The organism is Janthinobacterium sp. Bl 1 (genome assembly GCF_058215535.1).
Genome location: NZ_CM177086.1, coordinates 4,721,452 through 4,747,421, shown reverse-complemented (window position 1 = coordinate 4,747,421; position 25,970 = coordinate 4,721,452). Strand labels below are relative to the sequence as shown.

General features: G+C 63.3%; 28 protein-coding genes. 24 read left to right on the top strand and 4 right to left on the bottom strand.

The features are described from left to right. Positions 1 to 25: 25 nt before the first annotated feature. From AC4BCN_RS21410 to AC4BCN_RS21370, 9 genes are all read left to right on the top strand, one after another. Positions 26 to 517, top strand: coding sequence for an Hcp family type VI secretion system effector (locus tag AC4BCN_RS21410; protein WP_034750126.1), 492 nt, complete (start codon positions 26 to 28; stop codon positions 515 to 517). Positions 518 to 583: 66 nt separating this feature from the next. Further along, the gene (gene tssE, locus AC4BCN_RS21405) at positions 584 to 1,060 is read left to right on the top strand and encodes a type VI secretion system baseplate subunit TssE (protein WP_490491708.1); all 477 of its coding nucleotides are present in this window, start codon (positions 584 to 586) and stop codon (positions 1,058 to 1,060) included. Continuing rightward, the gene (gene tssH, locus AC4BCN_RS21400; protein WP_490491707.1) at positions 1,057 to 3,696 is read left to right on the top strand and encodes a type VI secretion system ATPase TssH; all 2,640 of its coding nucleotides are present in this window, start codon (positions 1,057 to 1,059) and stop codon (positions 3,694 to 3,696) included. Before tssE ends, tssH begins: the two co-directional genes overlap by 4 nt. 20 nt (positions 3,697 to 3,716) lie before the next feature. Then, entirely contained in the window at positions 3,717 to 4,748 is a 1,032-nt protein-coding gene (gene tssA, locus AC4BCN_RS21395) for a type VI secretion system protein TssA (protein ID WP_490491706.1), read from the top strand. A gap of 33 nt (positions 4,749 to 4,781) precedes the next feature. After that, positions 4,782 to 5,582 (top strand): substrate-binding periplasmic protein, encoded by an 801-nt coding sequence (locus AC4BCN_RS21390; protein ID WP_139089927.1) that lies wholly within the window; start codon positions 4,782 to 4,784, stop codon positions 5,580 to 5,582. Positions 5,583 to 5,617: 35 nt separating this feature from the next. Continuing rightward, positions 5,618 to 6,130 (top strand): lipocalin family protein, encoded by a 513-nt coding sequence (locus tag AC4BCN_RS21385; protein WP_128142450.1) that lies wholly within the window; start codon positions 5,618 to 5,620, stop codon positions 6,128 to 6,130. 263 nt (positions 6,131 to 6,393) lie between these two features. Further along, the gene (locus AC4BCN_RS21380; protein ID WP_490491705.1) at positions 6,394 to 8,169 is read left to right on the top strand and encodes a methyl-accepting chemotaxis protein; all 1,776 of its coding nucleotides are present in this window, start codon (positions 6,394 to 6,396) and stop codon (positions 8,167 to 8,169) included. Positions 8,170 to 8,240: 71 nt separating this feature from the next. After that, positions 8,241 to 8,948 carry a tRNA-uridine aminocarboxypropyltransferase gene (locus AC4BCN_RS21375; RefSeq protein ID WP_490491704.1) on the top strand — a complete coding sequence of 236 codons (708 nt, stop codon included), beginning with the start codon at positions 8,241 to 8,243 and terminating at the stop codon, positions 8,946 to 8,948. Positions 8,949 to 9,076: 128 nt separating this feature from the next. Next, on the top strand, positions 9,077 to 10,219 hold the full coding sequence (locus tag AC4BCN_RS21370; protein ID WP_490493622.1) for a PA0069 family radical SAM protein: 1,143 nt from the start codon (positions 9,077 to 9,079) through the stop codon (positions 10,217 to 10,219). Positions 10,220 to 10,301: 82 nt separating this feature from the next. Here AC4BCN_RS21370 and AC4BCN_RS21365 read toward each other — a convergent pair whose 3' ends face one another. Together AC4BCN_RS21365 and AC4BCN_RS21360 are read right to left on the bottom strand one after the other, a co-directional pair. Continuing rightward, positions 10,302 to 10,892 (bottom strand): gamma-glutamylcyclotransferase, encoded by a 591-nt coding sequence (locus AC4BCN_RS21365; protein ID WP_128143301.1) that lies wholly within the window; start codon positions 10,890 to 10,892, stop codon positions 10,302 to 10,304. Between the two features lie 61 nt (positions 10,893 to 10,953). Next, a complete protein-coding gene (locus AC4BCN_RS21360; RefSeq protein ID WP_490491703.1) occupies positions 10,954 to 11,922 on the bottom strand; it encodes a LysR family transcriptional regulator in 969 nt (322 codons plus the stop codon). Between the two features lie 126 nt (positions 11,923 to 12,048). On the opposite strand from AC4BCN_RS21360, the gene AC4BCN_RS21355 reads away from it, so the two are divergent. Genes AC4BCN_RS21355 through maiA form a run of 3 tightly spaced genes read left to right on the top strand, consistent with a single transcriptional unit; the run spans position 12,049 to position 14,318 of the window. Then, positions 12,049 to 12,582 (top strand): VOC family protein, encoded by a 534-nt coding sequence (locus tag AC4BCN_RS21355; protein ID WP_034750100.1) that lies wholly within the window; start codon positions 12,049 to 12,051, stop codon positions 12,580 to 12,582. A 48-nt stretch (positions 12,583 to 12,630) separates the two neighbouring features. Next, the gene (locus tag AC4BCN_RS21350) at positions 12,631 to 13,653 is read left to right on the top strand and encodes a fumarylacetoacetate hydrolase family protein (protein WP_490491702.1); all 1,023 of its coding nucleotides are present in this window, start codon (positions 12,631 to 12,633) and stop codon (positions 13,651 to 13,653) included. Between the two features lie 14 nt (positions 13,654 to 13,667). After that, on the top strand, positions 13,668 to 14,318 hold the full coding sequence (gene maiA / locus AC4BCN_RS21345; RefSeq protein ID WP_490491701.1) for a maleylacetoacetate isomerase: 651 nt from the start codon (positions 13,668 to 13,670) through the stop codon (positions 14,316 to 14,318). A 27-nt stretch (positions 14,319 to 14,345) separates the two neighbouring features. Here maiA and AC4BCN_RS21340 read toward each other — a convergent pair whose 3' ends face one another. Continuing rightward, a complete protein-coding gene (locus AC4BCN_RS21340; protein WP_490491700.1) occupies positions 14,346 to 16,085 on the bottom strand; it encodes a diguanylate cyclase in 1,740 nt (579 codons plus the stop codon). A gap of 263 nt (positions 16,086 to 16,348) precedes the next feature. On the opposite strand from AC4BCN_RS21340, the gene AC4BCN_RS21335 reads away from it, so the two are divergent. The 12 genes from AC4BCN_RS21335 to AC4BCN_RS21280 all read left to right on the top strand — a co-directional run bounded on the left by AC4BCN_RS21335 (position 16,349) and on the right by AC4BCN_RS21280 (position 25,521). Next, positions 16,349 to 17,128, top strand: coding sequence for a uracil-DNA glycosylase family protein (locus AC4BCN_RS21335; protein ID WP_490491699.1), 780 nt, complete (start codon positions 16,349 to 16,351; stop codon positions 17,126 to 17,128). Positions 17,129 to 17,165: 37 nt separating this feature from the next. Continuing rightward, positions 17,166 to 17,717: a riboflavin biosynthesis intermediates N-glycosidase gene (gene ybiA / locus AC4BCN_RS21330; protein WP_034750088.1), complete on the top strand. Its 552-nt coding sequence runs from the start codon at positions 17,166 to 17,168 to the stop codon at positions 17,715 to 17,717. Positions 17,718 to 17,906: 189 nt separating this feature from the next. Continuing rightward, the gene (gene iscR, locus AC4BCN_RS21325) at positions 17,907 to 18,383 is read left to right on the top strand and encodes a Fe-S cluster assembly transcriptional regulator IscR (RefSeq protein ID WP_034750086.1); all 477 of its coding nucleotides are present in this window, start codon (positions 17,907 to 17,909) and stop codon (positions 18,381 to 18,383) included. A gap of 40 nt (positions 18,384 to 18,423) precedes the next feature. Then, complete coding sequence (locus AC4BCN_RS21320; RefSeq protein ID WP_034750084.1) at positions 18,424 to 19,680, top strand: IscS subfamily cysteine desulfurase; 1,257 nt, start codon at positions 18,424 to 18,426, stop codon at positions 19,678 to 19,680. A 55-nt stretch (positions 19,681 to 19,735) separates the two neighbouring features. After that, positions 19,736 to 20,140 carry a Fe-S cluster assembly scaffold IscU gene (iscU, locus tag AC4BCN_RS21315; RefSeq protein WP_490491698.1) on the top strand — a complete coding sequence of 135 codons (405 nt, stop codon included), beginning with the start codon at positions 19,736 to 19,738 and terminating at the stop codon, positions 20,138 to 20,140. Positions 20,141 to 20,176: 36 nt separating this feature from the next. Beyond that, positions 20,177 to 20,497: an iron-sulfur cluster assembly protein IscA gene (gene iscA / locus AC4BCN_RS21310; protein WP_034750079.1), complete on the top strand. Its 321-nt coding sequence runs from the start codon at positions 20,177 to 20,179 to the stop codon at positions 20,495 to 20,497. A 66-nt stretch (positions 20,498 to 20,563) separates the two neighbouring features. Next, positions 20,564 to 21,079 carry a Fe-S protein assembly co-chaperone HscB gene (hscB, locus tag AC4BCN_RS21305; RefSeq protein ID WP_035820574.1) on the top strand — a complete coding sequence of 172 codons (516 nt, stop codon included), beginning with the start codon at positions 20,564 to 20,566 and terminating at the stop codon, positions 21,077 to 21,079. 108 nt (positions 21,080 to 21,187) lie between these two features. Continuing rightward, entirely contained in the window at positions 21,188 to 23,074 is a 1,887-nt protein-coding gene (gene hscA / locus AC4BCN_RS21300; protein ID WP_490491697.1) for a Fe-S protein assembly chaperone HscA, read from the top strand. A 61-nt stretch (positions 23,075 to 23,135) separates the two neighbouring features. Continuing rightward, positions 23,136 to 23,477 (top strand): ISC system 2Fe-2S type ferredoxin, encoded by a 342-nt coding sequence (fdx, locus tag AC4BCN_RS21295; RefSeq protein WP_034750070.1) that lies wholly within the window; start codon positions 23,136 to 23,138, stop codon positions 23,475 to 23,477. 1 nt (position 23,478) lies between these two features. Further along, positions 23,479 to 23,673 carry a Fe-S cluster assembly protein IscX gene (gene iscX / locus AC4BCN_RS21290; RefSeq protein WP_046683834.1) on the top strand — a complete coding sequence of 65 codons (195 nt, stop codon included), beginning with the start codon at positions 23,479 to 23,481 and terminating at the stop codon, positions 23,671 to 23,673. Then, entirely contained in the window at positions 23,660 to 24,577 is a 918-nt protein-coding gene (locus AC4BCN_RS21285; RefSeq protein ID WP_490491696.1) for a class I SAM-dependent methyltransferase, read from the top strand. The genes iscX and AC4BCN_RS21285 overlap by 14 nt, the downstream gene beginning before the upstream one ends. A 185-nt stretch (positions 24,578 to 24,762) precedes the next feature. Continuing rightward, on the top strand, positions 24,763 to 25,521 hold the full coding sequence (locus AC4BCN_RS21280; RefSeq protein ID WP_490491695.1) for an rRNA pseudouridine synthase: 759 nt from the start codon (positions 24,763 to 24,765) through the stop codon (positions 25,519 to 25,521). Here AC4BCN_RS21280 and AC4BCN_RS21275 read toward each other — a convergent pair. Beyond that, complete coding sequence (locus AC4BCN_RS21275) at positions 25,518 to 25,946, bottom strand: group III truncated hemoglobin (protein ID WP_139089920.1); 429 nt, start codon at positions 25,944 to 25,946, stop codon at positions 25,518 to 25,520. The genes AC4BCN_RS21280 and AC4BCN_RS21275 overlap by 4 nt on opposite strands. Positions 25,947 to 25,970: the final 24 nt, after the last annotated feature.

The following is a 25,970-nucleotide window of genomic DNA, read 5'->3' as shown; positions in this document are numbered from 1 at the left end:
CATCTTTCAACCACAGGAGCACACCATGGCAATCGATGTATATCTGCAGATAGACGGCATCAAGGGCGAGTCCACCGATGACAAGCACAAGGATTGGATCGAGTGCAAATCGGTCAGCTGGAGCGTCGAACAGCCGAAGTCCGCCACCGCGTCGACGGGCGGCGGCCACACGGCCGAACGCTGCGAGCACAAGGACATCGTCATCTCCAAGCTGGCCGACCTGGCCTCGCCGGTGCTGCTGCAGACCTGCTCGGCCGGCAAGACGATTCCCAAGGCGCGCTTCGAATTCATGCGCGCCGACGGCCAGGGCGAGCGCGTCAAGTACTTTGAAATTGAAATCGAGAATGTGCTGATCGGCGCCGTGACGCCGAACGTGGAAGAGGGCGACATCCTCGGTGAACACGTCGGCTTCAAGTTCTCGAAAGTGAAGTGGAAATACACGCAGCAAAAAGTGACGGGCGGCGCCGGCGGCAATACCTCGGGCGGCTGGGACCTGGCCGCGAACCGCGTGGCTTGATCGATGGTGCGCGGCGCGCGGCGGCCACCAACGCCCGCGCGCCGTGCCGACTTTTCAGGAGAGCGCATGGACAGTTATGTACCTGGCCTGTTCGACCGCCTGATGGGCGACGGCGGTGCGGCGGCGGGCGGCGTGGCGGTGCGCCTGTCGCTGGAACAATTGAAGGATGCGGTGGCGCGCGACCTGGAAGAACTGCTCAACACGCGCGTGGCCCTGCCGCCTGGCGCGCTCGACGCCTATCCGGAATGCGCGGCCTCCATCGTCAATTATGGCCTGATCGATTTCGCCGGCGTGTGCTTGTCCAGCAGCGATGACCGCGCCCGCATCTGCGCCGCGCTGAAGGCCGCCATCGAACGCCACGAACCGCGATTGCGCAATGTGCGCGCCCGCCTGGAACGCGAAGCGGGCGCCATCAACCGGGTCGGCTTCGTCATCAGCGGCACCCTGGCCGTGAAGGCTGGCGGCGAGATGGTCAATTTCGACGCCGTGCTGCAGCCATCGTCGCTGCGCTATTCGATCAACCGCAAGGGAGCCGCCGCATGAGCAATAACCTGAAAACCCTGATCGCCAAACTCAATGACACGGCGCGCACGGCCGCCACCCGCGCGGCCGCCATCTGCGTGGGACTGGGCCAGTATGAAGTCGATATCGAGCACCTGTTCCTGGCGCTGCTGGAACAGGAGCGCAGCGATTTCGTCACCATCGCGCGGCGCAGCGAAATCAGCCTGACGGCGCTGGAAGCGGACCTGCGCCGCGAGATCGGCGGCTTCAGGACGGGCAGCGCGCGCACGCCCGTGTTCTCTCCCCATCTGCCCTTGCTGTTCGAGCATGCCTGGCTGATCGCTTCGCTCGATACGGCGCAGCCAGGCCCCATCCGCAGCCGCCATCTGCTGTTGGCGCTGCTGACGGAGCCGGAACTGTCGCAGCTCGCGTACCGTGGCTCGAAGCTGTTCGCCCGCTTCAGCGTGGAGCAGCTGAAACACCATCCGGACAAGCTGACGGCCGGCTCCGAGGAGGAACGTGCGGCAGTGCCGCAACGTTCCGATACACCTGACGATCCTGTTGCGGCCCTGGCCAGCAAAACCCCGGCGCTGGACCAGTTCACCACCGACCTGACGCAGCTGGCGCGCGACGGCAAGCTCGATCCCGTGATCGGGCGCGAGACGGAGATACGCCAGGCCGTCGATATCCTGCTGCGCCGGCGCCAGAACAATCCGATACTCACGGGCGAGGCGGGCGTGGGCAAGACGGCCGTGGTGGAAGGCCTGGCCTTGCGCATCGCCGCCGGCGACGTGCCCGAGGTGCTGCAGGGCGCGCACATCCACGCGCTCGATATGGGTTTGCTGCAGGCCGGCGCGAGCGTGAAGGGCGAGTTTGAAAGCCGCTTGAAAAACGTCATCGACGAGGTGACGAAAAGCCCGCACCCGATCATCCTCTTCATTGACGAGGCGCACACGATGATCGGCGCCGGCGGCCAGGCGGGGCAGAACGACGCAGCCAATCTGCTGAAACCGGCGCTGGCGCGCGGCGCCTTGCGCACCATCGCCGCCACCACCTGGAGCGAGTACAAAAAGTATTTTGAAAAGGATGCGGCTCTGGCGCGGCGCTTCCAGGTGGTGAAGGTGGAAGAACCGAGCGAGGACATCGCCTGCGCCATGCTGCGCGCCATGGCGCCGCTGATGGAGCGCCATTTCGGCATCCGCGTGCGCGACGCCGCCATCGTCGAGGCGGTGCGCCTGTCGCACCGCTACATCAGCGGACGCCAGCTGCCCGACAAGGCCATCAGCGTGCTCGATACGGCGTGCGCCAAGGTGGCGCTGGGCCAGTGCGCCACTCCGGCGCAACTGGAAAACGCGCACCGGCGCCAGGAACGCATCGGCGCGGAAATCGCCGCCTTGAGCCGCGAGGCGGCCGATGGCGAAGTGCCCGATAAAGCCGGTGCCGCGCGCCTGGCGCAGCTGCGGCGCGAGCATGAAGAAGGACAGACGCAGATCGCGGCGCTGGCGCAGCGCTGGGAGCGCGAAAAGGCGCTGGTGACGCAGATCGGCGACTTGCGCGCGCAGCTGCGCGGCGAGCGGCCGGGCGAGGTCGGCGCGGCGCGCCTGCTGGCGCTGAAGGAAGAATTGGCGGCGCTGCAGGGAGAGGCGCCGCTGTCGCCGCTGGAAGTCGATGCGCAGGTGGTCGCCGGCATCGTCGCCGGCTGGACCGGCATCCCGCTGGGGAAAATGCTCAAGGACGAGATCCGCACGGTGCTGACCCTCGATGGGGCGCTGCGCGAACGGGTGCTGGGACAGGATCACGTCATCGCAGCAGTGGCGCAGCGCGTGCGCACGGCGCGCGCCAGCCTGGACGACCCGAACAAGCCGCAAGCAGTGTTCCTGTTCACGGGGCCGTCCGGCACGGGCAAGACGGAAACGGCGCTGGCGCTGGCCGACCTGCTGTATGGCGGCGAGCGCAAGCTCATTACGATCAACATGAGCGAATACCAGGAAGCGCACAGCGTGGCCGGCCTGAAAGGCTCGCCGCCCGGCTATATCGGTTATGGCGAAGGCGGCGTGCTGACGGAAGCCGTGCGGCGCCAGCCCTACAGCGTGGTGCTGCTCGATGAAGCGGAAAAAGCGCACCCCGACGTGCTGGAGCTGTTCTTCCAGGTGTTCGACAAGGGCGTGCTCGATGATGCGGAAGGGCGCGAAGTCGATTTTCGCAACACCATCATCATCGCCACCTCGAACCTGGGTTCGGGCGCCATGATGGCCGCCTGTCTGAACCGGGTCGCGCAAGACTTGCCCACGCCCGCCGCGCTGGAAGAACTGGTGCGCCCGCAACTGGTGGCGCACTTCAAGCCAGCCTTGCTGGGACGCCTGAAGGTGCTGCCGTTCTATCCCCTCAACGACGCGGTGCTGGCCGAGATCATCCACCTGAAGCTGGCGCGCATCGGGCAGCGCATCGCGCGCAACCACCAGGCGCAGTTCAGCCATGACGCGGGCCTCGTCGACGCCGTGCTGGCGCGCTGCACCGAGGTCGATTCGGGCGCGCGCAATGTCGACCAGATCCTCAACGGCAGCCTGCTGCCGGCGATCGCCGAAGCGGTGCTGGCGCGCATGGCCGAAGGAGAGCCGGTCGCGTCGATACGCGTCAGCGCGAACAAGCAGGGGCAGTTCAAGTACACGATCCGATAATCCACCTTCCGGAGAGCGCCATGTTCAATCTGGAGCAGTTGCTGCATCCCGTCAGCGCCGTCAGCCCCTGCGGCGACGACATCACCTTCAGCCAGGAGCTCGACGCCATCGCGCGCGCGCGCCAGCACGACGACCCCAGCCTGGACCAGGGCGAGTGGGTGACGGCGCTGAAGGAGGCGGACTGGCCTTTCGTGGCGACGCGCTGCGAACAGCTGATCGCCACGCACAGCAAGGATTTGCGCGTGGCCGTGTGGCTGGCCGAGGCGCACGCGAAAACGCGCCACTTCCGTGGCCTGGGCGATGGCTACGCGCTGCTGGCCGGCCTGTGCGAGCGTTACTGGGATGGCCTGTATCCGCCGGAGGAGGAGGGCGACCAGGAACAGCGCATCGGCAATGTCTTCTGGCTGCTGTCGCGCACGCCGCAACTGTTGCGCGAGATCCCGCTGACCGACGGCGCCAACGGACTGTATTCGCTGCAGGATTTCGATACGGCGCGCCAGCGCGCGGCCGCCAGCCTGGCGCAGGGCGCGGCGGAGCAGGGCTGGGGCGATACGCGCCATGATGAAGGGGCGACCCTGGCGCAGATGGAGGCGGCGCGGCAAAGGAACGCGCGCGCATTTTCCGACGGCTTGCTGGCCGATGCACAATACTGCATGCAGTCGCTGCTGGCGTTCGAACGCAGCGTCGATGCGCGTTTCGGTGTTGATGGCCCGAGTTTTCGCGCCGCGCGCGAAGCGCTGGAAAACGCCATTCACTTCATCGCGCCGCTGTCGCCTGGCGCGGACTTTGCCGGCGCGCCGCCCGCCGCCGGCCAGGACGCCAGCGGGGGCGGGGGCGCCATCGTGCAGCGCCAGCAGGCGCTGGCCCAGCTGCGCCAGGTGGCCGACTTTTTCCGCCGCACGGAGCCGCACAGCCCCGTCGCCTACCTGGCCGACAAGGCTGCCAGCTGGGGCGAGCTGCCGCTGCACCTGTGGCTGCGCGCCGTCGTGAAGGATTCAAGCACCCTGGCGCAGCTCGACGAAATGCTGGGCACGAACAGCGCAAACGGGTGATGGTGGTTGCCCCTTCCATGCTACTCTTCGGGCATGTCCAGAATGCTCATCCTGCCTGCCGCGCTATGCCTGTTCATCGCGGCCAGCGCGCGGGCCGAGGGGCCGACGCCGCTGGTGATCTATGGCGACGACGATTATCCGCCATACTCCTACGTCGACAACGGCCAGCTGAAAGGCATCTACACGGAGATCGTGCGCGAAGCCGTGCAATCGATGCCGCAGTATGCGGTGCAGCTGCGTCCCATACCCTGGAAGCGGGGCGTGCTGATGCTGCAGACGGGCGAGGCGTTTGCCCTGTATCCGCCGTATTCGTGGCGCAGCGAGCGGCCGTACGTGCGCTATTCCGTGCCGCTGCTGATGGAGCAGCTGGTGGTGCTGTGCAACCAGGATGTGCTGGCCAAACGCACGCTGCGGCAGTGGCCCGCCGATTACGGCGGCCTGCACATCGGCGTGAATGCGGGTTTTTTGCTGGGCGATGCAAAGCAGAGGGCAGCCGTGCAAGCGGCCAACATCGTGTTCGATACGGCCAAGGGCACGCGCACGAATTTGCTCAAGCTGATGCGCGGGCGTATCGATTGTTACGTCAGCGACCGCCTGTCGGCGCAGTGGGAACTGCAGCGCATCCGGCGCGAGGGGCCGCCGGGCACGCCGATGCAGGCGATCCAGGAAACGGCGCAGCTGGCCAGCCAGCAGGGACACCTGGGTTTTACGGAGCGCCGGCCTGCCGCCTACCCTTATCGCGATGACTTTATCGAACAATTCAATGCCGCCATCGTGCGCATGCAAAACAATGGCGCGATCCGCCGCATCGTCGATCGCGCACTGCAACCCTGACCTTGCAAGCCTGATTTCACCCGATGGAGAAAAACATGAAAAAACTGCTGTTCCTGTGTGTGCTTGTGCTGGCCGGGTGCGTGGGCCGGCCCGAGAATATTGTGCCAGTTAGCAACTTCGACACGACCCGCTATCTGGGAAAGTGGTATGAGATCGCGCGTCTGGACCACTCGTTCGAACGGGGCCTGAGCCACGTGACGGCCGACTACAGCCTGCGCCAGGATGGTGGCCTGAAAGTGCTCAACCGCGGCTACAAGGATGCGGACGCTGTTTGGAAGGACGCGGAAGGCAAGGCGTATTTCGTCGACAAGAAAGACGTGGGTTATCTGAAAGTGTCGTTTTTCGGTCCCTTCTATGGTTCCTACATCGTCTTCGACCTCGACCAGCAAAATTACAGCTATTCCATGATCAGCGGCCCCGACAAATCCTACTTCTGGTTGCTGTCGCGCACGCCAACCATGGACCCTGCCTTGCAGCAGCGCCTGATCGAGAAAGCCGGTAGCCTGGGTTTCGATACGTCAAAATTGATCTATGTGAAGCAAAACTGATCTTGTTTGCCTGCCGCCCGTTCGTGGCGGCATACGACCTTCTGGTTGTTGCTTTTCTGCATGTTATTTCTTGCAATACCATTCTGATTCACTCACAATCTGCTCCAAAGTAGTGCGCTGCGGCGCGCTGCCATTCCGGTGGCGAAGTGTCCGTCGCGCCACCGTTCGTGATTGCCGCACGGCGGATGACTGCTATATTGATACGTAGCAGTCAGTCGGTTTCGTGGCGTCTGTGCATTGTTTTTTCAGATAGGAATCACGCAATGAAAAACCTCAAAATCGGCGTACGTCTCGGTGGAGGTTTTGCCGCCGTCCTGCTCCTGTTGACCAGCCTGACCGTGGTGGGCATCGTGCAGATGCAAAGCGCCAGCAAGGAAACCGATGCGCTCGTCAATGTCAAGGTGCGCAACGAGCGCCTGATCGGTGAATGGACCAAAGTCATTGAGGTGAACGCGGCGCGCACAGCGGCCGCCTGGAAGGTCAGCGATCCCGAACACCAGAAGCAATTTGAAAAGGAAATGGCGGTTTCGTCGGCACGCGCCACGGAAATCCAGAACGATATCGGCAAGAGCCAGCTGAGCGCCGAAGAGCAAGCGCTATACCAGGACGTGCTGAGCACGCGCAAGGCTTACACGGAAGTGCGCAAGAATGTGTTCAAGGCCAAGAATGCGGGCGACCTGGAGCTGGGCAAGCGCCTGTACGAAGGCGACATGGCCGCCAAGCGTGACATCTACCTGGCGGCGCTGAAGAAACTGGAAATGCTGGAAGCCAAATTGCTCGATGAATCGGCCGCGCAAATCCGTTCGCGCTATGAAAGCGGCCGTCTGCTGCTGATCTCGCTGGGCGTGGTCGCCATCTTGCTCGGCATCGCCTGCGCGTACTGGATCACGCGCTCGATCACGCGCCCCATCACGCGTGCCGTCGAGGTGGCGGAAGCCGTGTCCGCTGGCGACCTGACCAGCCATATCGTCGTGGAAAGCCGCGATGAAACAGGGCAATTGATGCATGCGCTGAAAAATATGAACGATAAACTGGTCAGTATCGTGGGTCAGGTGCGCGCCGGCACCGAATCGATCAGCACGGCGTCGAGCGAAATTGCCGCCGGCAACCTGGACTTGTCGTCACGCACGGAAGAGCAGGCCAGTTCGCTGGAAGAAACGGCATCGTCCATGGAAGAGCTGACCTCCACCGTGAAACTCAACGCGGACAATGCGCGCAGCGCCAACCAGCTGGCCATCGACGCTTCGCAGATCGCCAGCAAGGGCGGGGTGGTGGTGTCGGAAGTGGTCAGCACCATGGGCTCGATCAACGATTCCTCGCGCAAGATCGTCGATATCATCAGCGTCATCGACGCCATCGCCTTCCAGACGAATATCCTGGCCTTGAACGCGGCCGTGGAGGCGGCCAGGGCTGGCGAGCAGGGCCGTGGTTTTGCCGTCGTCGCTTCCGAGGTGCGCAACCTGGCGCAGCGCTCGAGCGCGGCGGCCAAGGAAATCAAGGGCTTGATCGACGATTCCGTGCAAAAGGTCGAGGCCGGTTCGCAACTGGTGGACAAGGCGGGCCGCACCATGGACGAGATCGTGCAAAGCATCAGCCATGTGACGCAGATCATGAACCAGATCACCGACGCCAGCGATGAACAGCGCACCGGCATCGAGCAAGTCAACCGGGCCATCGGCCAGATGGACCAGGTGACGCAGCAAAACGCGGCCCTGGTGGAAGAAGCGGCCGCGGCGGCCGAATCCATGCAGGAGCAAGCGGCCAAGCTGGCCGAGGTGGTGGGCGTGTTCAAGCTCGACGCAACGCAACACTATGTTGCGGCCAGTGCTGGCCCGTCCGTGACGGCGTCTGCGCCAGCTGCCATGCGACCTGCGACGCGACCTGTCACCAGGCCCACCATTCAGCCCGCAAGGCACCGCGCGCCGGTGCCAGCCATGGCGGCACCCGCGCCGGGCAAGGCTGCGCAAGCGGACGCCGTGCGTGCACGCGCGCCGAAGGCACCGGTGGCATCCGGCGCCGACGAGTGGGAAGAGTTTTAAGCGCAAACTCCCTTTGGCATGGCGTGGGCGCTACAATCGCGGCTTGAAGACAGCCGCGAACGCGCTCCGCCATGACCACCCGCCGTACCTCCAGCCATCCGTCCAGTAATACCGTCGGCCATGCCTCCAGCCTACCCGCTGCATCGTCCTCCCTGGCGGAACCCGCCAAACGGGCGCGCTGCCCGGCCTGCCTGCGCGCCGTGTCCAGTTGCATCTGCCGCTGGATCGCCCCCGTTTCCCACGCGGTGGAAGTGCTGATCCTCCAGCATCCGCTGGAAGTCCACAATGCCAAGGGCAGCGCCCGCTTGCTGCACCTGAGCCTGCCCAACAGCCGCATGCTGACGGGCGAGCAGTTTGCCCCCGATGTTCTCGCCGGGCTGCTGGCCGGCAAGCACAATGTGCTGCTGTACCCGGATACGCCAGGCGACCGTTCGCTGGGCATCGCGCCGCCGCCAGCGCTCGACCCCGCCACCTTGCTCGATCCCACCCAATTGCGGCTGGTGGTGCTGGACGCCACCTGGCGCAAAAGCCGCAAGATGCTGTATCTGAATCCCCCCTTGCAACAGTTGCCGCGTCTGCCCCTGCGCGATACGCCCGCCTCCCATTACCTGATCCGCAAGGCGCACGCGCCAGATCAGTTATCGACTCTGGAAGCAACGTGCTATGCCTTGATGCAGTTGGAGCAGGATGCGGCCCGCTTCGTTCCCCTGATCACGGCATTTGACGGTTTTGTCGCGCAGCAGTTGAGTTATGTCATGCCTCAGGGTGAAAAAGCTTGAAATAGCACCATGGCAGCCCTTGATATTGGCCGGACAGCGGCATAGTATACTGTACGTATATACAGTTGATGGGGCCGTTCATGAAAGCAATCATTCCAGAGCACGATGACAGCTTCGCCGGGCAAGCCATGCTGCCGCCGCAATCGCTGAAAGCTCACAAGGGGCGCGGGGCCGTCTCGAACCTGCAAGGGCGCTATGAGGTGCACGCGCGCGCCGGTTTCGATGATGGCTGGAGCGTGGGCGGCCAGGATGAGGCAGCCGGGGAAGAGGTGGCGCCGGGCTGGAAGACGCAGGTCAGCGACGAGCAGGCGCGCACCATCCTCACGCGCAACGCTTCGCCCGATTTGCCGTTCAATGTCTCGCTGAACCCGTACCGGGGCTGTGAACACGGCTGCATTTATTGCTTTGCTCGCCCCACGCACAGCTATCTGGGCCTGTCGCCGGGCCTGGACTTCGAAAGCCGGATCTACGCCAAGGTGAACGCCCCTGAACTGTTGCGGCGCGAGCTGGCCAGGCCGTCGTACGTGCCCGAACCGATCGCCCTCGGCGTTAATACCGATGCGTATCAGCCGTGCGAACGCGAGCGGCAGCTGACGCGGCGCGTGCTGGAAGTGCTGCAGGAGTGCGACCACCCCGTGGCGCTGATCACGAAATCGTCGCTGATCGAGCGCGATATCGACATTCTGGCACCCATGGCGGCCAGGCATCTGGCGGCCGTGGCCGTTACTGTCACCACGCTCGACCCGGCCATCGCGCGCACCCTGGAACCGCGCGCGGCCGCCCCGGCGCGGCGGCTGCGCACCATCCGCACCCTGACGGAGGCGGGTATCCCCGTGGGCGTGAGCATCGCGCCCATCATCCCGTTCGTGACGGAACCGGAAATCGAGCAGCTGCTCGAAGCCGTGCGCGACGCTGGCGCCATCCATGCCCATTACGTGGTGCTGCGTCTGCCGTGGGAAGTGAGTCCGCTGTTTCAGCAATGGCTGGAAGCACATTTCCCGGAACGTGCCCAGCGCGTGATGAACCGGGTGCGCGAAATGCGTGGCGGCAAGGATTACGACAGCGCGTTCGGCGCGCGCATGCGGGGCGAAGGCGTGTGGGCCGACCTCATCCGCCAGCGCTTTGAAAAGGCCGTGCACCGGCTGGGGCTGCATGGCAAGGGCGGCCGCTTCAAGCAGCTCGATTGCACGCAGTTCCGCCGGCCGCTGGTGGTGCCGCCGTTGGGAAACAAAGGCAAAAGGGGCAATGCGGGACAGCTGGATTTGTTTTAAGAAGTTAAGCCAAGTTAAGTCGTCGTTACCGCTGCTGGGGCGGAGGCGCTGCGGCGCTATCGTGTAGGGCTAGCGTGTAGCATTATCCTGCAGCGTTATCCTGTGCAGGTGCCTGCATCTGCGCCAGATGTTGCTCGATGGCAAAGACATGCGGATCGCTCTTGCCCAGCTCGCGCAAGGCGCTGGCCAAGTGCAGCAGGTATTCGCTGTTAGGACCGCTGGGGCCGTTTGATCGGGCGATCTGGCGCGCGATGTCCAGTTCCGGGGCGGCACCGAGGAAGGCTGCGTTTTCCTCGTTGGCGATGTACACCAGGCCTTCGACCTTGCCGCCGTCCTCGAAGGTGATGTCGGTGGCCAGGCGCAGGTAGCCGTTCTTTTCGCGGTGGTCGAGGTGGGCGAAGACTTCGGGCGTGATCAGATAGGCCATGCCGTCGCACACGGCGCCAGCCTGCGGCACGATGGTGGCGACCCTGCCCGGCGCCATCGGCGTGCCCCGGTGGTCGTGCGATCCCTGCCAGAAGCGCCGCGTCCAGCCGGCGATACTGGCGGGGCGGCGCTCGATGTAGGGGAAATCGGCCTTGTAGATCAGCGAGCCATAGCCGAACAGCCAGACCTGTGCATGGCCGTCGAATTTGTTCATGCGCTGGTTGATGGCGATGGTGGCGGCGTCGATGGCGGACAGGTCGTTCTGGGCAGGCTGGGTCATGGCGTAGGCGGCAAAGTGCGATGCGCCATTATAAAGCGGCGCCAGCCGGGCCGCCTGCCGGCAGGGCGTCGCGTGCCGCGCCGCTGGCCGCTCCCACGTTCCACTCGTGCGTCTCGACAAAGCGGAACAGGAAGGCCATGAAGCTTTCGGCCGCCGGCGACAGCGAACGGCCCGTCTTCGTGTAGACGAAAAAGCGCCGCGTCAATTCCGGCTCGTGCAGGGCGCGCATGTGCAATTGATATAGTTTCACCATCGGTTCCGCGTACGGCAGGCAGACCGTGATGCCCAGGTTGGCGCTGACCATGGCCAGCGCCGTCGTCATGAAGGTCACTTCGTTATACGGGTTGAGCGACAACTCGCGAAACGCGCCGTGCATGTCGCGCAGCAGGCGTTCCGTGAACTGGCCCTGCAGCGAAATGAACGGGTAGTCGCCCACGTCTGCCCAGGTGACTCTTTCCTTCTGCTGCAGCGGGTGCTGCTCGGGGAAGACCAGCACGAAGGGCATTTCGAACAGCGCTTGCGCGGCGATTTCCGCCGTCGGATCGCGTTCGGGGCCGATGCCGAAATCGACTTCGCCGCTGAACACGCGCGCCGAGACATTCTCCACCGGGCAGTCGACCAGGCGCAGCTGCACGTCCGGGTGGGCCTGGCGGTAGGCGGCGATCACTTCCGGCAGCAGGGTGCACGCCATCATCTGCGGCGCGGCGATGCGCACCATGCCCGTTTTCAGGGCCTTGCGCTGGGCAATGCCGGCCATGGCGCCGTCGAGGTCCTCGATCATCTTTTCAAACAGCGGATACAGTTCGCGGCCGATTTCCGACAGCTGCGTCTTGCGCGTGCTGCGCTCGACCACGCGCACGCCCAGCACGCTTTCCAGTTCCTTGATCAAGCCGCTCAAGGCCGATTGCGTTACGTGCAGGTATTCGGCGGCCAGGGTAAAACTGCCGGTCTTGGCCAGCGCCACGAAGGCGCGCATTTGCCGCAGGCTGGGACTCATAAGATAATCCGATAAATCAATGGTTAAAAATTGTTTGTATGATAGCTGTAACTCGATTCTAATGGTGAAAAGCTGAAAAACAGGCCAGCCAACGCGCCCACGGCGCCATCCATTGGAGACAAGCACATGAAGATCAAGCAAATCCACCACGTCGCCTACCGCTGCATCGACGCGAAGAAAACCGTCGAGTGGTACGTCAAGCATTTGAACATGAATTTCGTCCTCGCCATCGCCGAAGACCTGGTACCGTCGACCAAGGCGCCGGACCCGTACATGCACGTTTTCCTCGACGCGGGCCATGGCAATGTGCTGGCCTTTTTCGAGCTGCCGACGCAGCCGCCGATGGACCGCGACCGCAATACCCCGGCCTGGGTGCAGCATCTGGCGCTGGAAGTGGGCAGCATGGAAGAACTGCTGGCCGCCAAGGAGCGCCTGGTCGCCGGCGGCATCGAGGTGCTCGGTCCCGTCAACCACGCGATCTTCCAGTCGATCTATTTCTTCGACCCGAACGGCCACCGCCTGGAGCTGGCGGCCAACGTGGGCACGCCGGAGATGATGGCCAAACTGGACGCCGTCAAATGGGAAATGCTGGAAGAATGGTCGCAGACGCGCCGCGCGCCCAAGCACGCCGCCTGGATGCACGCGCCAGCCGACGCCTGAGCGCACCGGACCGACACTTTCTGACTAATACACCGAACAAGGAACATCATGAAATTCGCAACTCTGAAAAACGGCAGCCGCGACGGCGCCCTGATCCTCGTCAGCCGCGACCTGCGCCAGTACCAGCGCGTGGCCGCCATTGCGCCCACCTTGCAGGCCGCGCTCGACAACTGGGACGCGGTCGCACCGAAACTGGAGCAGGCCTACGCCGACCTGAACGTGGGCCAGGCGCCGGACGCCCAGCCGTTTGATGCAAAGCTGTGCCACTCGCCGCTGCCGCGCGCCTACCAGTGGGCCGACGGTTCCGCCTACATCAACCACGTGGAACTGGTGCGCAAGGCGCGCAACGCGGAAGTGCCGGCCTCGTTCTACACGGACCCGCTGATGTACCAGGGCGGCTCGGACAGCTTTATCGGCCCGCGCGACCCGATCTTCGCCCTGTCCGAAGAGTGGGGCATCGACCTGGAAGCGGAAGTGGCGGTGATTACGGGCGACGTCGCCATGGGCGCCAGCGTGGACGACGCGGCGAAAGCCATTCGCCTCGTCATGCTGGTCAACGACGTCTCCTTGCGCAACCTGATCCCGGGCGAATTGGCCAAGGGTTTCGGCTTTTTCCAGTCGAAGGCGGCCAGCGCGTTTTCCCCGGTCGCCGTCACGCCCGATGAACTGGGTGCCGACTGGGCGGACAGCAAGCTGCATTTGCCGCTGCTGGTGGACTTGAACGACAAACCGTTCGGCAAGCCGAATGCGGGCGAGGACATGACCTTCAATTTTGCCCAGCTGGTCGCGCATGCGGCGAAGACGCGCGAACTGGGCGCCGGCAGCATCGTCGGTTCCGGCACCGTGTCGAACAAGCAGGGCAACCTGTTTGGCTCGAGCATCGAGAACGGCGGCGTGGGCTATTGCTGCCTGGCCGAGGTGCGCATGTATGAAACCATCGAACACGGCGCGCCGAAAACGGCCTACCTGAAGTTCGGTGACACGGTGCGCATCGAGATGCGCGACGCGGCCGGCGCCAGCATCTTCGGCAGCATCGAGCAGACTGTGGCCCTGTACGCCGGCCGCGCCTGAGGGGAGGGCGCCCCATGAAGCTGTACACCTATTTCCGCAGTTCGGCCGCCTACCGCGTGCGCATTGCCTTGAATCTCAAAGGCATCGCCTACGACAGCATCCCCGTGCATCTGCTGCAGGATGGCGGCCAGCAGCTGCTGCCCGCCTACCGCGCCGTCAACCCGTCGGCTCTGGTGCCTGCGCTCGATGATGAGGGCGCCATCCTGACGCAGTCGCTGGCCATGCTCGAGTACCTCGACGAGACGCGTCCAGCCGTGCCGCTGCTGCCGACGGACGCGTTGGGAAGGGCCAGGGTGCGCGCGCTGGCGCTGGCGATCGCCTGCGATGCCCACCCGCTGACGAATTTGCGCGTGCTGAAATACCTGAAAAATACCCTGGGGCTGTCGGATGAGGCCAAGCAGGAGTGGTATCGCCACTGGATGGCCGAGGGGCTGGCGGCCGTGGAGGCGCTGCTGGCGCAGGGCGACCCTGCCGGCACGGGCCTGTTCTGCCATGGCGACAGCCCGACGATGGCCGATTGCTGCCTGGTGCCGCAGGTATTCAATGCGCAGCGTTTCGCCATCGACCTGGCGCCATACCCACGCGTGGCGCGCATCCATGCGCATTGCGCCGGCCTGCCCGCGTTTGCCGCCGCGCATCCGTCGCAGCAACCTGACGCCGAATAGGGCATCCGGTCAACAAGGGGAGCAGTTTCAGCTCCACTCAACCCTGTCCCGTCCGCCATGTTTGGCGCGGTACAGGGCCTGGTCGGCGCGGATCAGCAGATCGGTCAAGTGGTCCGCTTCCCGCCTGGCTGGTGCGGTCGATTGCGGCGTATTGGATGTCACGCCGATGCTGATGGTCAGGCTGACCAGTTGACCATCATCGCATTCCACGCGCAAGCTGGCAGCCGCCAGGCGCAGGCGCTCGGCCACTTCCAGCGCCACTGGCAGCGGCGTCTCCGGCATCAGCAGCACGAATTCCTCTCCACCAAAGCGCGCCGCCGTATCCATGCCCCGCGTGACGCTGCGCAGCACTTGCGCGACGGCGGCGATGGCACGGTCGCCCGCGGCGTGGCCATGGCCGTCATTGATGCGCTTGAAGTGGTCGATATCGATCATCAGCAGCGACAGCGTGTGGCCAAAGCGCTGGGCGCGCTCAAGCTCCTCTGTCAGCCGCAGGGTCATCATGCGGCGGTTACCCAGGCCCGTCAGCGGGTCGGTCGTGGCTTGCTGCTCCAGCCGGGAGTTGGCCACCAGCAGTTCCAGCGTGCGCTGCAAGACCCGCTCCTCGAGCATGTCGCGCTCCGCATGCAGGGCCGCCACGCTGGCGCGGCGGCTGCGCTGGGCCAGCAGCAGGGCCGTGATCAGCGCCGCTTGCAGCGCGATCAGCGACAGCCCGGCGATGATCTGCCAGTGATATTGCGCCCACACTCCCTGTGGCCGGTTCAGGATGCGCGCCTCGCCGGGCAGGTTGCGCAAGCCGAAACGCTGTACCGCCGCATCGTCGAAGATGTACGCCTGCATGCCATCCGGGTCCGGCGTTCTGCCCAGCAGGATGCGCGCAATGGTGCGCCCGACTTTCTCGCCGCTGATGACATAGCCGCCCACCACGCCGGGCAGTATCAGCGATTCCACGCTGGTGAAAATGGGCACGGCGCTGCGCGCGGCCAGGTCGCGCGCCATGACCGGCGGCGTGGTGCGCTGCCCCAGTTCGTCGCGGTAGACGGGCAGCAAATAGATGGCGCTGCCTTCTCCCAGCGTGCCGGTGCGGCGCCACAACTCTTCCTGGCTCAGGTGATCCCAGAACTCGACCTTGAGCCGGTCCTGGTAGGGCGCAATGGCGGTGCGGATGGCGGCGATCCACGCCTGGCCGCGTGCGCTGCCGTCGCCGACGACGGCGATATGGCGCAGCCTTGGCGTCACTTGCAGCATGACGGCGATGGCCTTGCCAAAATCGTGGCGCACATCGAGATTGATGCCGTCGGCAGGTACCCAGTCCTGCCGTCCCTGATTTACATAGTAGCGGGGTACGCCGGGAAACAGATTTGGGTGCTGCCTCAGGAACTGGGCCGCCAGGTAGTTTTCCGTGATGATGGCGTCGAACTGCACCATCCTGTACTTGGTGTGCAGATAGGTTTCCAGCCCGGCTATGGCAGGCTGCTCGCCCACGCGCACGGAATCGAGCCGCTCCTCATAGATGCCGGGCGCGAGGCGCCAGTTCTCGTTGGCCAGTTCGGCGCTCATGCCCTTGTGGATCAGCGTTTGCCACTGCGAGGAGGCATCGCTGCCCAGCGAATACAGTACCAGCACTTGCCTTGGCGCAAAGCGCGGTGCGCTGAGCTCCGCCAGGTCTTGCGCATGGATGGGGGCGTTGCCGCATAGCCATAACAGAAAGCTCAGGCAGGGCAGGCGTATCGCGGCGCGCAATCGTGTGAGGTAGGGACGGGGCATGGACAGGGCAGTGTGTTGAGAACTTGCCCAGGCGCAATGAGCGTTAGTGGATTGAAGAATCCGGTAAGCACTATTTCTTGATGTGGCTCAAGTTCCAAGGAAACCAGTCTAGCATTGCCGGCCTCGATTGGTGCAGGTGGCATGCAATTTTTGATACGGTTGTTGCGATATTGGTATTGTCGTGAAATGTGGGGGGTGTGCATTCAACAATGCAGGCGTACCGGTGCGCTACAATTTGCGTTTGCCCAAATATTTCACGCGCCATGACTGCAACAACCGTTCCTGCCAGCATCACCGATGCCCTGTCCCTGGCGCACGCTTCCTGGCGTCCCATCCTGCTGCGCGGCTTGCACGCCGTGATGGCGGCCGATCCCGCCTACCTGCCGGCGCTGGCCATCGACGATTACCTGCCCACGCAGGGCCGGCTGTTCGCCGCCTTTGCCCTGCCGCTGGCGCAGGTGCGCTACGTGCTGGTGGGCGAGGGGCCGTATCCGCGCGCCGACAGTGCCACGGGCGTGTGCTTCATGGATGGCGCCGTCGGCAGTCTGTGGTCGGCCACGGGGCTGTCGAAGCCCGTCAACCGCGCCACTTCGCTGCGCAACTTCATGAAGATGCTGCTGGTGGCCGATGGCCAGCTGCAGGGCGGCGACACGTCCGGCGTGGCCATGGCGCCCGTGGCGGCCGCCGCGCTACTGCCGGGCAGCGGCGTGATCCAGACCCTGCCCGACCTGCAGCGCAAGATGACGGAGCAGGGCTTCCTGCTGCTCAACGCGGCGCTGGTGTTCCGGTCCCACGTGCCGCCCGTGCAGGATGCGCGCGGCTGGCTGCCTTTCCTGCAGGTGGTGCTCGAAGCGCTGGCGCAGCAGGGCGGGGCGGCCTTGCCGCAGCTGGTGTTGTGGGGCAAGATTGCCGAGCTCATCAAACGCCTGCCGGTGGCGGCGTCCTTGCCGCAGGTGACGGCCGAACATCCGTATAATCTGTCCTTTATCGGCAATCGTGACATGCAGGCCTTGTTTGGCCCGATGCAACTATTGCGTGCTTGAGATTGAATTGACGCCATCTGGCGGAAGTGCGGGGAATATGCAAATCAGTAACGTGGAAGAATTGAAGGCGTGGATCGCGGCGGGCGGCGTACCCGACTATCTGTATTTCTGGGGCCACACGCCGGCGCAGCCGCAGGTGCCCGACAAAAGCTGCTTCAGCCAGTGGTTCCCGTCACCGTTCAGCCTGGCCGGCGTCACGTATGCGACGGCCGAGCACTACATGATGGCGCAAAAGGCGGCCCTGTTTGGCGACACGGCCGTGCAAGCGCGCATCGTGGCGGCCGCGCGGCCGTCGGAAGTGAAAAAACTGGGGCGCGAAGTGGCGAACTTTGACGCCAAGGTGTGGGAAGCGGCACGTGCCGGCATCGTCTTCGATGGCAACTTTGCCAAGTTTTCGCAAAAGGCCGCGCTGCGCAAGTTTTTGCTGGGCACGGGCGAGCGGGTCATCGTCGAAGCCAGTCCCGTCGACCGCATCTGGGGTGTGGGCCTGGCGTCGGACAATCCGCGCATCGACGATCCCGCCAGCTGGGACGGCTTGAACTTGCTCGGTTTCGAGTTGATGAAAGTGCGCAGCGCCTTACGTGCTTGAGCGGTACTGTTGTTTTCCTGATGCCGCCGCGCCCGGCGCGGCCGGCCATGCCCCTGCCAGCCCTGTGGTCATCGAGGGGCGCTCTGACAAACCCCGCCGAATTTGTTATACTTGACTAAATCATTCAACTACTCAGGGTTTGAGAAGTTGAAAAGCCGCAATATTTTAAACTAGTTGAACCGAGGATGTATGCGTCTGACTACAAAAGGCCGTTTTGCCGTGACTGCGATGATCGATCTTGCCCTGCGCCAGGGTAAAGGTCCGGTCACCTTGTCCGGCATCAGCCAGCGCCAGTCGATTTCCCTGTCCTACCTGGAACAGCTGTTCGGCAAGCTGCGCCGCCATGAGATCGTCGAATCGATCCGTGGTCCGGGCGGGGGCTACAGCCTGGCGCGCCGTGCGGACAAGGTGACGGTGGCCGACATCATCATCGCCGTCGACGAGCCGCTGGACGCCACGCAGTGCGGCGGCAAGGAACATTGCCACGGCGCCGACGCGGCTACGGGTGCGCGCTGCATGACACATGAATTGTGGTCCACACTCAACGAAAAAATGGTCGATTATCTGGATTCTGTGTCCTTGCAGGACCTGGTCGACCAGCAGAGACAAAAGATTGCCGAACAAAGCGTGATGGTGATGCATCGTAACCACGCCGCCATCGGTTGAATATTACAAAATACTAAGTTGCTGATTGCAGGAGTTATTGATGAACGCCCCAGAAAAAAACGTAGGCCAAGTGCACTTTGAAACCGCACCGCATTTCCCGATCTACATGGATTACTCGGCCACTACGCCGATCGATCCCCGCGTCGCCGACAAGATGATTCCCTACCTGCGCGAGCAGTTCGGCAATCCGGCATCGCGCAGCCACATGTATGGCTGGACGGCGGAAAAAGCCGTGGAAGAGGCACGCGGCCACGTGGCGGCCCTGGTGAACGCCGATCCGCGCGAAATCATCTGGACATCCGGCGCGACGGAAAGCAACAACCTGGCCATCAAGGGCGCGGCACAGTTCTACAAGACCAAGGGCAAGCACATCATCACCGTCAAGACCGAGCACAAATCGGTACTCGACACGGTGCGCGAACTGGAACGCATCGGCTTTGAAGCGACGTATCTGGAACCGCAGGACAACGGCCTGATCACCGTCGAGCAGCTGGCCGCGGCCGTGCGCCCGGACACCATCCTCGTGTCGGTCATGCTGGTGAACAACGAAATCGGCGTGATCCAGCCGATCGACGAGATCGGCGTGTTCTGTCGCTCGAAAGGCATCATCTTCCATTGCGACGCCGCGCAAGCGACGGGCAAGGTCGTCATCGACCTGCAAAAGACCAAGGTCGACCTGATGACCTTCACCGCGCACAAAACCTACGGCCCGAAAGGCGTGGGCGCCCTGTACGTGTGCCGCAAGCCGCGCGTGCGCCTGGAAGCGCAGATGCACGGTGGCGGCCATGAGCGCGGCCTGCGCTCGGGCACCCTGCCAACGCACCAGATCGTCGGCATGGGCGAAGCGTTCCGCATCGCCAAGGAAGAAATGGACAGCGAAATCGGCCGCATCAAGGCCTTGCGCGACCGCCTGGCCAAGGGCCTGCAGGAGATCGAGGAAGTCTACATCAACGGCGACATGGATCACCGCGTGCCGCACAACCTGAACGTGAGCTTCAACTACGTCGAAGGCGAGTCGCTGATCATGGCGATCAAGGATATCGCCGTGTCGTCCGGTTCGGCCTGCACCTCGGCCAGCCTGGAACCATCGTACGTGCTGCGCGCCCTGGGCCGCAGCGACGAACTGGCGCACAGCTCGATCCGCTTCACCATCGGCCGCTTCTCGACCGAGGAAGACATCGACTTCGCCGTGAACCTGCTGAAATCGAAAGTACACAAGCTGCGCGAACTGTCGCCGCTGTGGGACATGTTCAAGGACGGAATCGACATCAATTCGATTCAATGGGCAGCCCACTAACCAACACCGTGGCCCCTGTGAATGGGGCCGGCAAGAATATTAAAGGAGCATCAAAATGGCTTACTCGGACAAAGTACTCGATCACTACGAAAACCCGCGCAACGTGGGCGCTTTCGACAAGGGTGATGAAACCATCGGCACCGGCATGGTCGGCGCGCCTGCCTGCGGCGACGTGATGAAACTGCAGATCAAGGTCGGCGCCGATGGCTTGATCGAAGATGCGAAATTCAAGACCTACGGCTGCGGTTCGGCCATCGCGTCGAGCTCGCTGGTAACGGAATGGGTCAAGGGCAAGACCCTGGACCAGGCGCTGGCCATCAAGAACACGCAGATCGCCGAAGAACTGGCCCTGCCGCCAGTGAAGATCCACTGCTCGATCCTGGCGGAAGATGCCATCAAGGCGGCGGTACTGGACTACCAGACCCGTTATCAGGCAGCTGCTAGAATGTTGGTATTTTGATCCTGTCCCATGACGGGAACAGGAGCGGAGAAATACATGATCACACTGACCGAAAAAGCGGCGAAACACATCAACCGTTATATCGAACGGCGCGGCAAGGGCATGGGTTTGCGCTTTGGCGTGCGGACCACGGGCTGCTCGGGCCTGGCTTACAAGCTCGAATATGTCGATGAAGCGGCGGCCGAAGACAGTGTCTTCGAATCGCACGGCGTGAAAGTCTTCGTCGACCCGAAAAGCTTGCCTTACATCGACGGCACGGAACTCGATTTCGCGCGCGAAGGCTTGAACGAAGGTTTCAAGTTCCACAATCCGAACGAAAAAGACGCCTGCGGCTGCGGCGAGTCCTTCAGGATTTAAACATCTGGCAAGACCCCGGTCGGTGCGCTGTACCCATCGATTGCGGTACAGCGACCACTGACCATTATGCAAAACCACTTCGAATTATTCCAGTTGCCGGCGCAGTTCTCGCTCGACATGAGCGCGCTCGACGCGGCCTACCGCGACGTGCAGGGCAAGGTCCACCCGGACCGCTTCATCAACGCCAGCAGCGCTGAAAAGCGCGTGGCGATGCAATGGGCCACGCGCGCCAATGAAGCCTACCAAACCCTGAAAAGCCCGCAAAAACGCGCGCAATACCTGTGCGAACTCAATGGCGTCGACTTGCAGACGGAATCGAACACGGCCATGCCGGTCAGTTTCCTGATGCAGCAGATGGAGTGGCGCGAAGAACTGGGCGACGCCCGCGCCGGCAAGGATGCCGACGCGCTCGACGCCCTGGACCGCCAGCTGCGCGGAGAACGCAAGGCCTTGCTGGCCCAGGTGGCGGCCCAGCTCGACGCCGCCGACTATGTGAATGCCGCGCAAAGCGTGCGCGCCCTGATGTTCCTCGACAAATTCGGCGAGGAAGTCCGTTTTGCCTATGAGGCGATTGAAGTCTGATCTCCGGATAGCTTGACCGGCGTGCCAAGCGCCAGTCTGGCGCGCGTCTTATAATGCGCGACAGGCATCAACCGCATCACGCAAAAAATTAATCGAGGCACGAATACAATGGCACTTCTGCAAATCTCCGAACCAGGCATGTCGACCGCGCCGCACCAGCACCGCCTGGCCGTCGGCATCGATCTGGGCACCACCAATTCCCTGGTCGCGACCGTCCGCAACAGCATTCCCGAGGTACTCAACGACGAGGAAGGGCACTCCCTGCTGCCATCCGTCGTGCGCTACCTGCCGAATGGCCACGCGAACATCGGCTACAAGGCCCTGTCCGCGCAAACGACCGACCCGAAGAACACCATCGTGTCCGTGAAACGCTTCATGGGCCGGGGCCTGGCCGACATCGCCTACGCGGAAAACCTGCCCTACGATTTCCAGGATACGCCTGGCATGGTGCAGCTGAAAACCGTCGCCGGCGTGAAAAGCCCCGTCGAGGTGTCGGCGCAAATCCTCGCCACCCTGCGCCAGCGCGCGGAAGATTCGCTCGGCGACGACCTGGTCGGCGCCGTGATCACCGTGCCCGCCTATTTTGACGACGCGCAGCGCCAGGCAACGAAAGATGCGGCGCAGCTGGCCGGTATCAACGTGCTGCGCCTGTTGAGCGAGCCGACGGCCGCCGCCATCGCGTATGGCCTCGATAACGCGTCCGAAGGCGTGTACGCCGTATATGACCTCGGGGGCGGCACCTTCGACATCTCGATCCTGAAACTGAGCAAGGGCGTGTTCGAAGTGCTGTCCACGGGCGGCGATTCGGCCCTGGGCGGCGACGATTTCGACCGCCGCCTGTTCTGCTGGATCAGCGAACACGCCAAGCTGGCACCGCTGTCGGACGAAGACACGGCCATCCTGATGGTGAAGGCGCGCGAGATCAAGGAGCTGCTGTCGACCAAGCCGGAAACGACGATCGACGCCAAGCTGAACTCGGGCGAAGAGATCCACCTGCGCATCACGGCTGCCGACTTTGCCGCCATGACGCAGCACCTGGTGGCCAAGACCATGAACGCCATCAAGAAAGCCCTGCGCGACGCGAACGTGGATGCGGACGACGTCGACGGCGTGGTGATGGTGGGCGGCGCCACGCGCATGCCGCACGTGCAGCGCGCCGTGAGCGAATTTTTCCACACGACGCCGCACGCGAACATCGACCCCGATAAAGTGGTGGCGCTGGGCGCGGCCATCCAGGCGAACTTGTTGGCTGGCAACCGCGCCGCTGGCGACGACTGGCTGCTGCTGGACGTGATTCCGCTCTCCCTGGGCATCGAAACCATGGGCGGCCTGGTAGAGAAAATCATCCCGCGCAATTCGACGATCCCGTGCGCCCGTGCGCAGGAATTCACGACATTCAAGGACGGCCAGACGGCCCTGGCCGTGCATGTGCTGCAGGGTGAGCGCGAACTGGTGAGCGACTGCCGTTCCTTGGCGCGTTTTGAATTGCGCGGCATTCCGCCGATGGTGGCGGGCGCGGCGCGCATCCGCATCACCTACCAGGTCGATGCGGACGGCTTGCTGTCCGTCTCGGCGCGCGAATTGCGCTCGGGTGTGGAAGCGTCGATCAGCGTCAAGCCCGCGTATGGCCTGGGCGACGACGACATCGCGCGCATGCTGCAGGATTCCTACACGTCGGCCGACGTCGACATGGTGGCGCGCGCGCTGCGCGAAGAGCAGGTGGAAGCGGAACGCATCCTGCTGGCCACGCAGTCGGCGCTCGATGAAGACGGCGGCTTGCTGGACGACGCCGAGCGCGTTGTCGTGGATGGCTTGATGAACCGGGTGCGCGACGCCATCGTGCAGTCGCAAAGCGGCGCCATCGACCACCAGGCCTTGAAGCTGGCGATCGAGCTGCTCGCCGACGGCACCGAGGATTTCGCCTCGCGCCGCATGGACCGCAGCGTGCGCACTGCCTTGACGGGCAAATCCCTGGACCAGGTCGTACAAGACTAATTGAACAGCGCGCCGCCGAAACTGCGGCCGCGCTCCGAATGACAGACTGAAAGAAGAAACCATGCCACAAATCGTTATCCTGCCGCACGCCAAGCTTTGCCCGGACGGCGCCGTCATCGAAGCACCTGCCGGCAAGTCCATCTGCGACATCCTGCTGGAAAACGACATCGACATCGAACACGCCTGCGAAAAATCGTGCGCCTGCACCACGTGCCACGTGCTGGTCCGCGAAGGCATCGAATCCTTGAACGAAGCGACGGAACTGGAAGAAGACATGCTGGACAAGGCCTGGGGCCTGGAAGCCGTGTCGCGCCTGTCGTGCCAGTCCATCGTGGCCGAGGCCGACCTCGTCGTTGAAATCCCGAAATACACGATCAATCAGGTCAGCGAAGGCAGCCACTAACATGAAATGGTCCGACATCACTGCGATCGCCGAAGCGCTGTATGACACGCATCCGGACATCGATCCCCTGACCGTGCGTTTCACCGACCTGCATAACTGGGTGGTGGAACTGGACGGCTTCGACGATGACCACACGCGCGGCGGCGAAAAAGTGCTTGAAGCGATACAGATGGCGTGGATCGATGAAGCGCGCTAAGGGTGCGGCAACCGCCGCCACCGCAGTCGCTGTGCGGAAAGACATCATCACGGCCGCCAGCAACATGCCCGAGATCAAGGATGGCCAGTCGGTCGCCTTGTTGCAGGAACTGCACATCCTGACGCGCGACGGCAAGATGAACCAGGACAGCCGCCGCAAGCTCAAGCAGGTGTACCACCTGACGCAGTTCATCGAACCGCTGCTGCGCGAAGTGCAGCTCGACCACCCCGGCGTCTCGCTGGTGGACCACGGCGCCGGCAAGTCCTACCTGGGCTTCATCCTGTACGACCTGTTTTTCAAGAACGGCAACGACGGCTCACACATCTACGGCATCGAGACGCGCGAAGAGCTGGTGCAGCGCTCGCAGGAACTGGCGAAGAAATTCAAGTTCCCCGGCATGTCGTTCCTGCCGCTGTCCGTGGCCGAATCGACGGAATCGAACTTGCTGCCGCAGCAGATCGACATTGTCACGGCCTTGCACGCGTGCAACACGGCCACCGATGACGCGATCCACTTCGCCCTGAAGAAAAAGGCGAAATTCATGGTGCTGGTGCCATGCTGCCAGGCGGAAGTCGCGTCCGTGCTGAAGAAGAACAAGGGCAAGAGCCTGGGCAAGAGCGTCTTGACGGAACTGTGGCGCCATCCGCTGCACACGCGCGAGTTCGGCAGCCAGATCACCAACGTGCTGCGCTGTTTGCAACTGGAAGCGCATGGCTACCAGGTCAGCGTGACGGAACTGGTGGGCTGGGAGCATTCGATGAAGAATGAACTGATCATCGCCAGCTACAAGAACCTGCCGCGCCAACGTCCGACGGAACGCTTGCAGGAAGTGCTGCAGACCCTGGGCCTGGAAGAGATGGGCCACCGTTTCTTTGCCGAGGAGTTGGCCAAGGCGACGGCCTGATTGTTGGATTACGCGTTCCGCTAATCCAACCTACCTGATGAGCAACAGCCGCGTAGGCCGCGTAGGTCGGATTAGCGCAGCGTAATCCGACAATCACCGGACAATCAGCAACGACGGCAACAAGAGGGGAGGAGCGGGTCGGTTACAATACCGGCTTTCTCCTCCCTTGCTTTTTGCGCATCCCCATGACCACACCAATCGAAATGCCCACCGTCCGCCTGGCCAAACGCCTGTCTGAAGACGTGCCCTGTTCGCGCCGCGAGGCCGAGCTGTATATCGAGGGCGGCTGGGTGACGGTCGATGGCGTGCTGGTGGAAGAGTCGGGCGCGCGCGTGGCGGACAACCAGGAAGTGGTACTGCTGCCGAACGCGACCCTCGATGAGATGCCGCCCGTGACGATTCTGCTGCACAAGCCGGCTGGGATTAACGGCGGTATCGGCAGCGAGGGGAAGCCCGCATTGAGCTGTTTGCGTCCCGAAGAGATTTTCACGCCGGACAATGTGGCGCCCAGCTCCGTTACGCGCTTCCTCAAGCGCCACCTGATTGGGCTGACCATCACCAATCCGCTCGACACCATGGCGTCCGGCCTGCTGGTGTTCACGCAGGATTTCCGCGTCGCCCGCAAGCTGGTCGACGACGCGAAAACGGTGGAGCAGGAATTCATCGTGGAAGTGTCGGGCGCCATCGCTGAAAACGGCCTGGCGCTGCTCAATCACGGCTTGCCCTTCAATGGAAAGCCTTTGCCGCCGATCAAGGTCAGCTGGCAAAATGAAACGCGCTTGCGCTTTGCCCTGAAAAATGTGCAGCCGGGCCAGATCGCCCATATGTGCAAGATGGTGGGACTGGACGTCGTCGCCATGAAGCGCTTGCGCATCGGCCGCATCCCGATGGGCGCCATGCCCGTAGGGCAATGGCGTTACCTGCAAGGCTACGAGCGGTTCTAAAGCTGCGGCGCCGTAATGGAATGGCTTTCCGCAAAGCTTTTCCAGAGCCGCTCGGCGATATTCAAGGCGATGGTATCGGCTTTCTCTTGCAGGGCCGGGTTGCCCATGCTCTCGGTCGTGGCAAAGAACAGGGTCAGCCAGCGGCGGAACATGCAGGGCGTGAGGTTTTCCATTTGCGCATGCTGGGCCAGCGGCTTGCCGTGGTAGCGCATGGTGCCGCGCAGCAAGCCTGACCAGAAATCGATCAATGTTGCCAGGTGAGCATCCCAATCCTTGACCTCGGCGGCAAAGATGGGGCCCAGCATGGCGTCATCGCGCGCGGCCGCATAAAAGGTGTGGACAAGATGCTTGACTTCGTCTTCGCTGCAGACTTCCTCGCGGTAGGGGGCGAAGCGTGTGTGGGGGAGGGGGGCGGTATTCTTCATGGCATGCCATGATCGCAGAGCCCC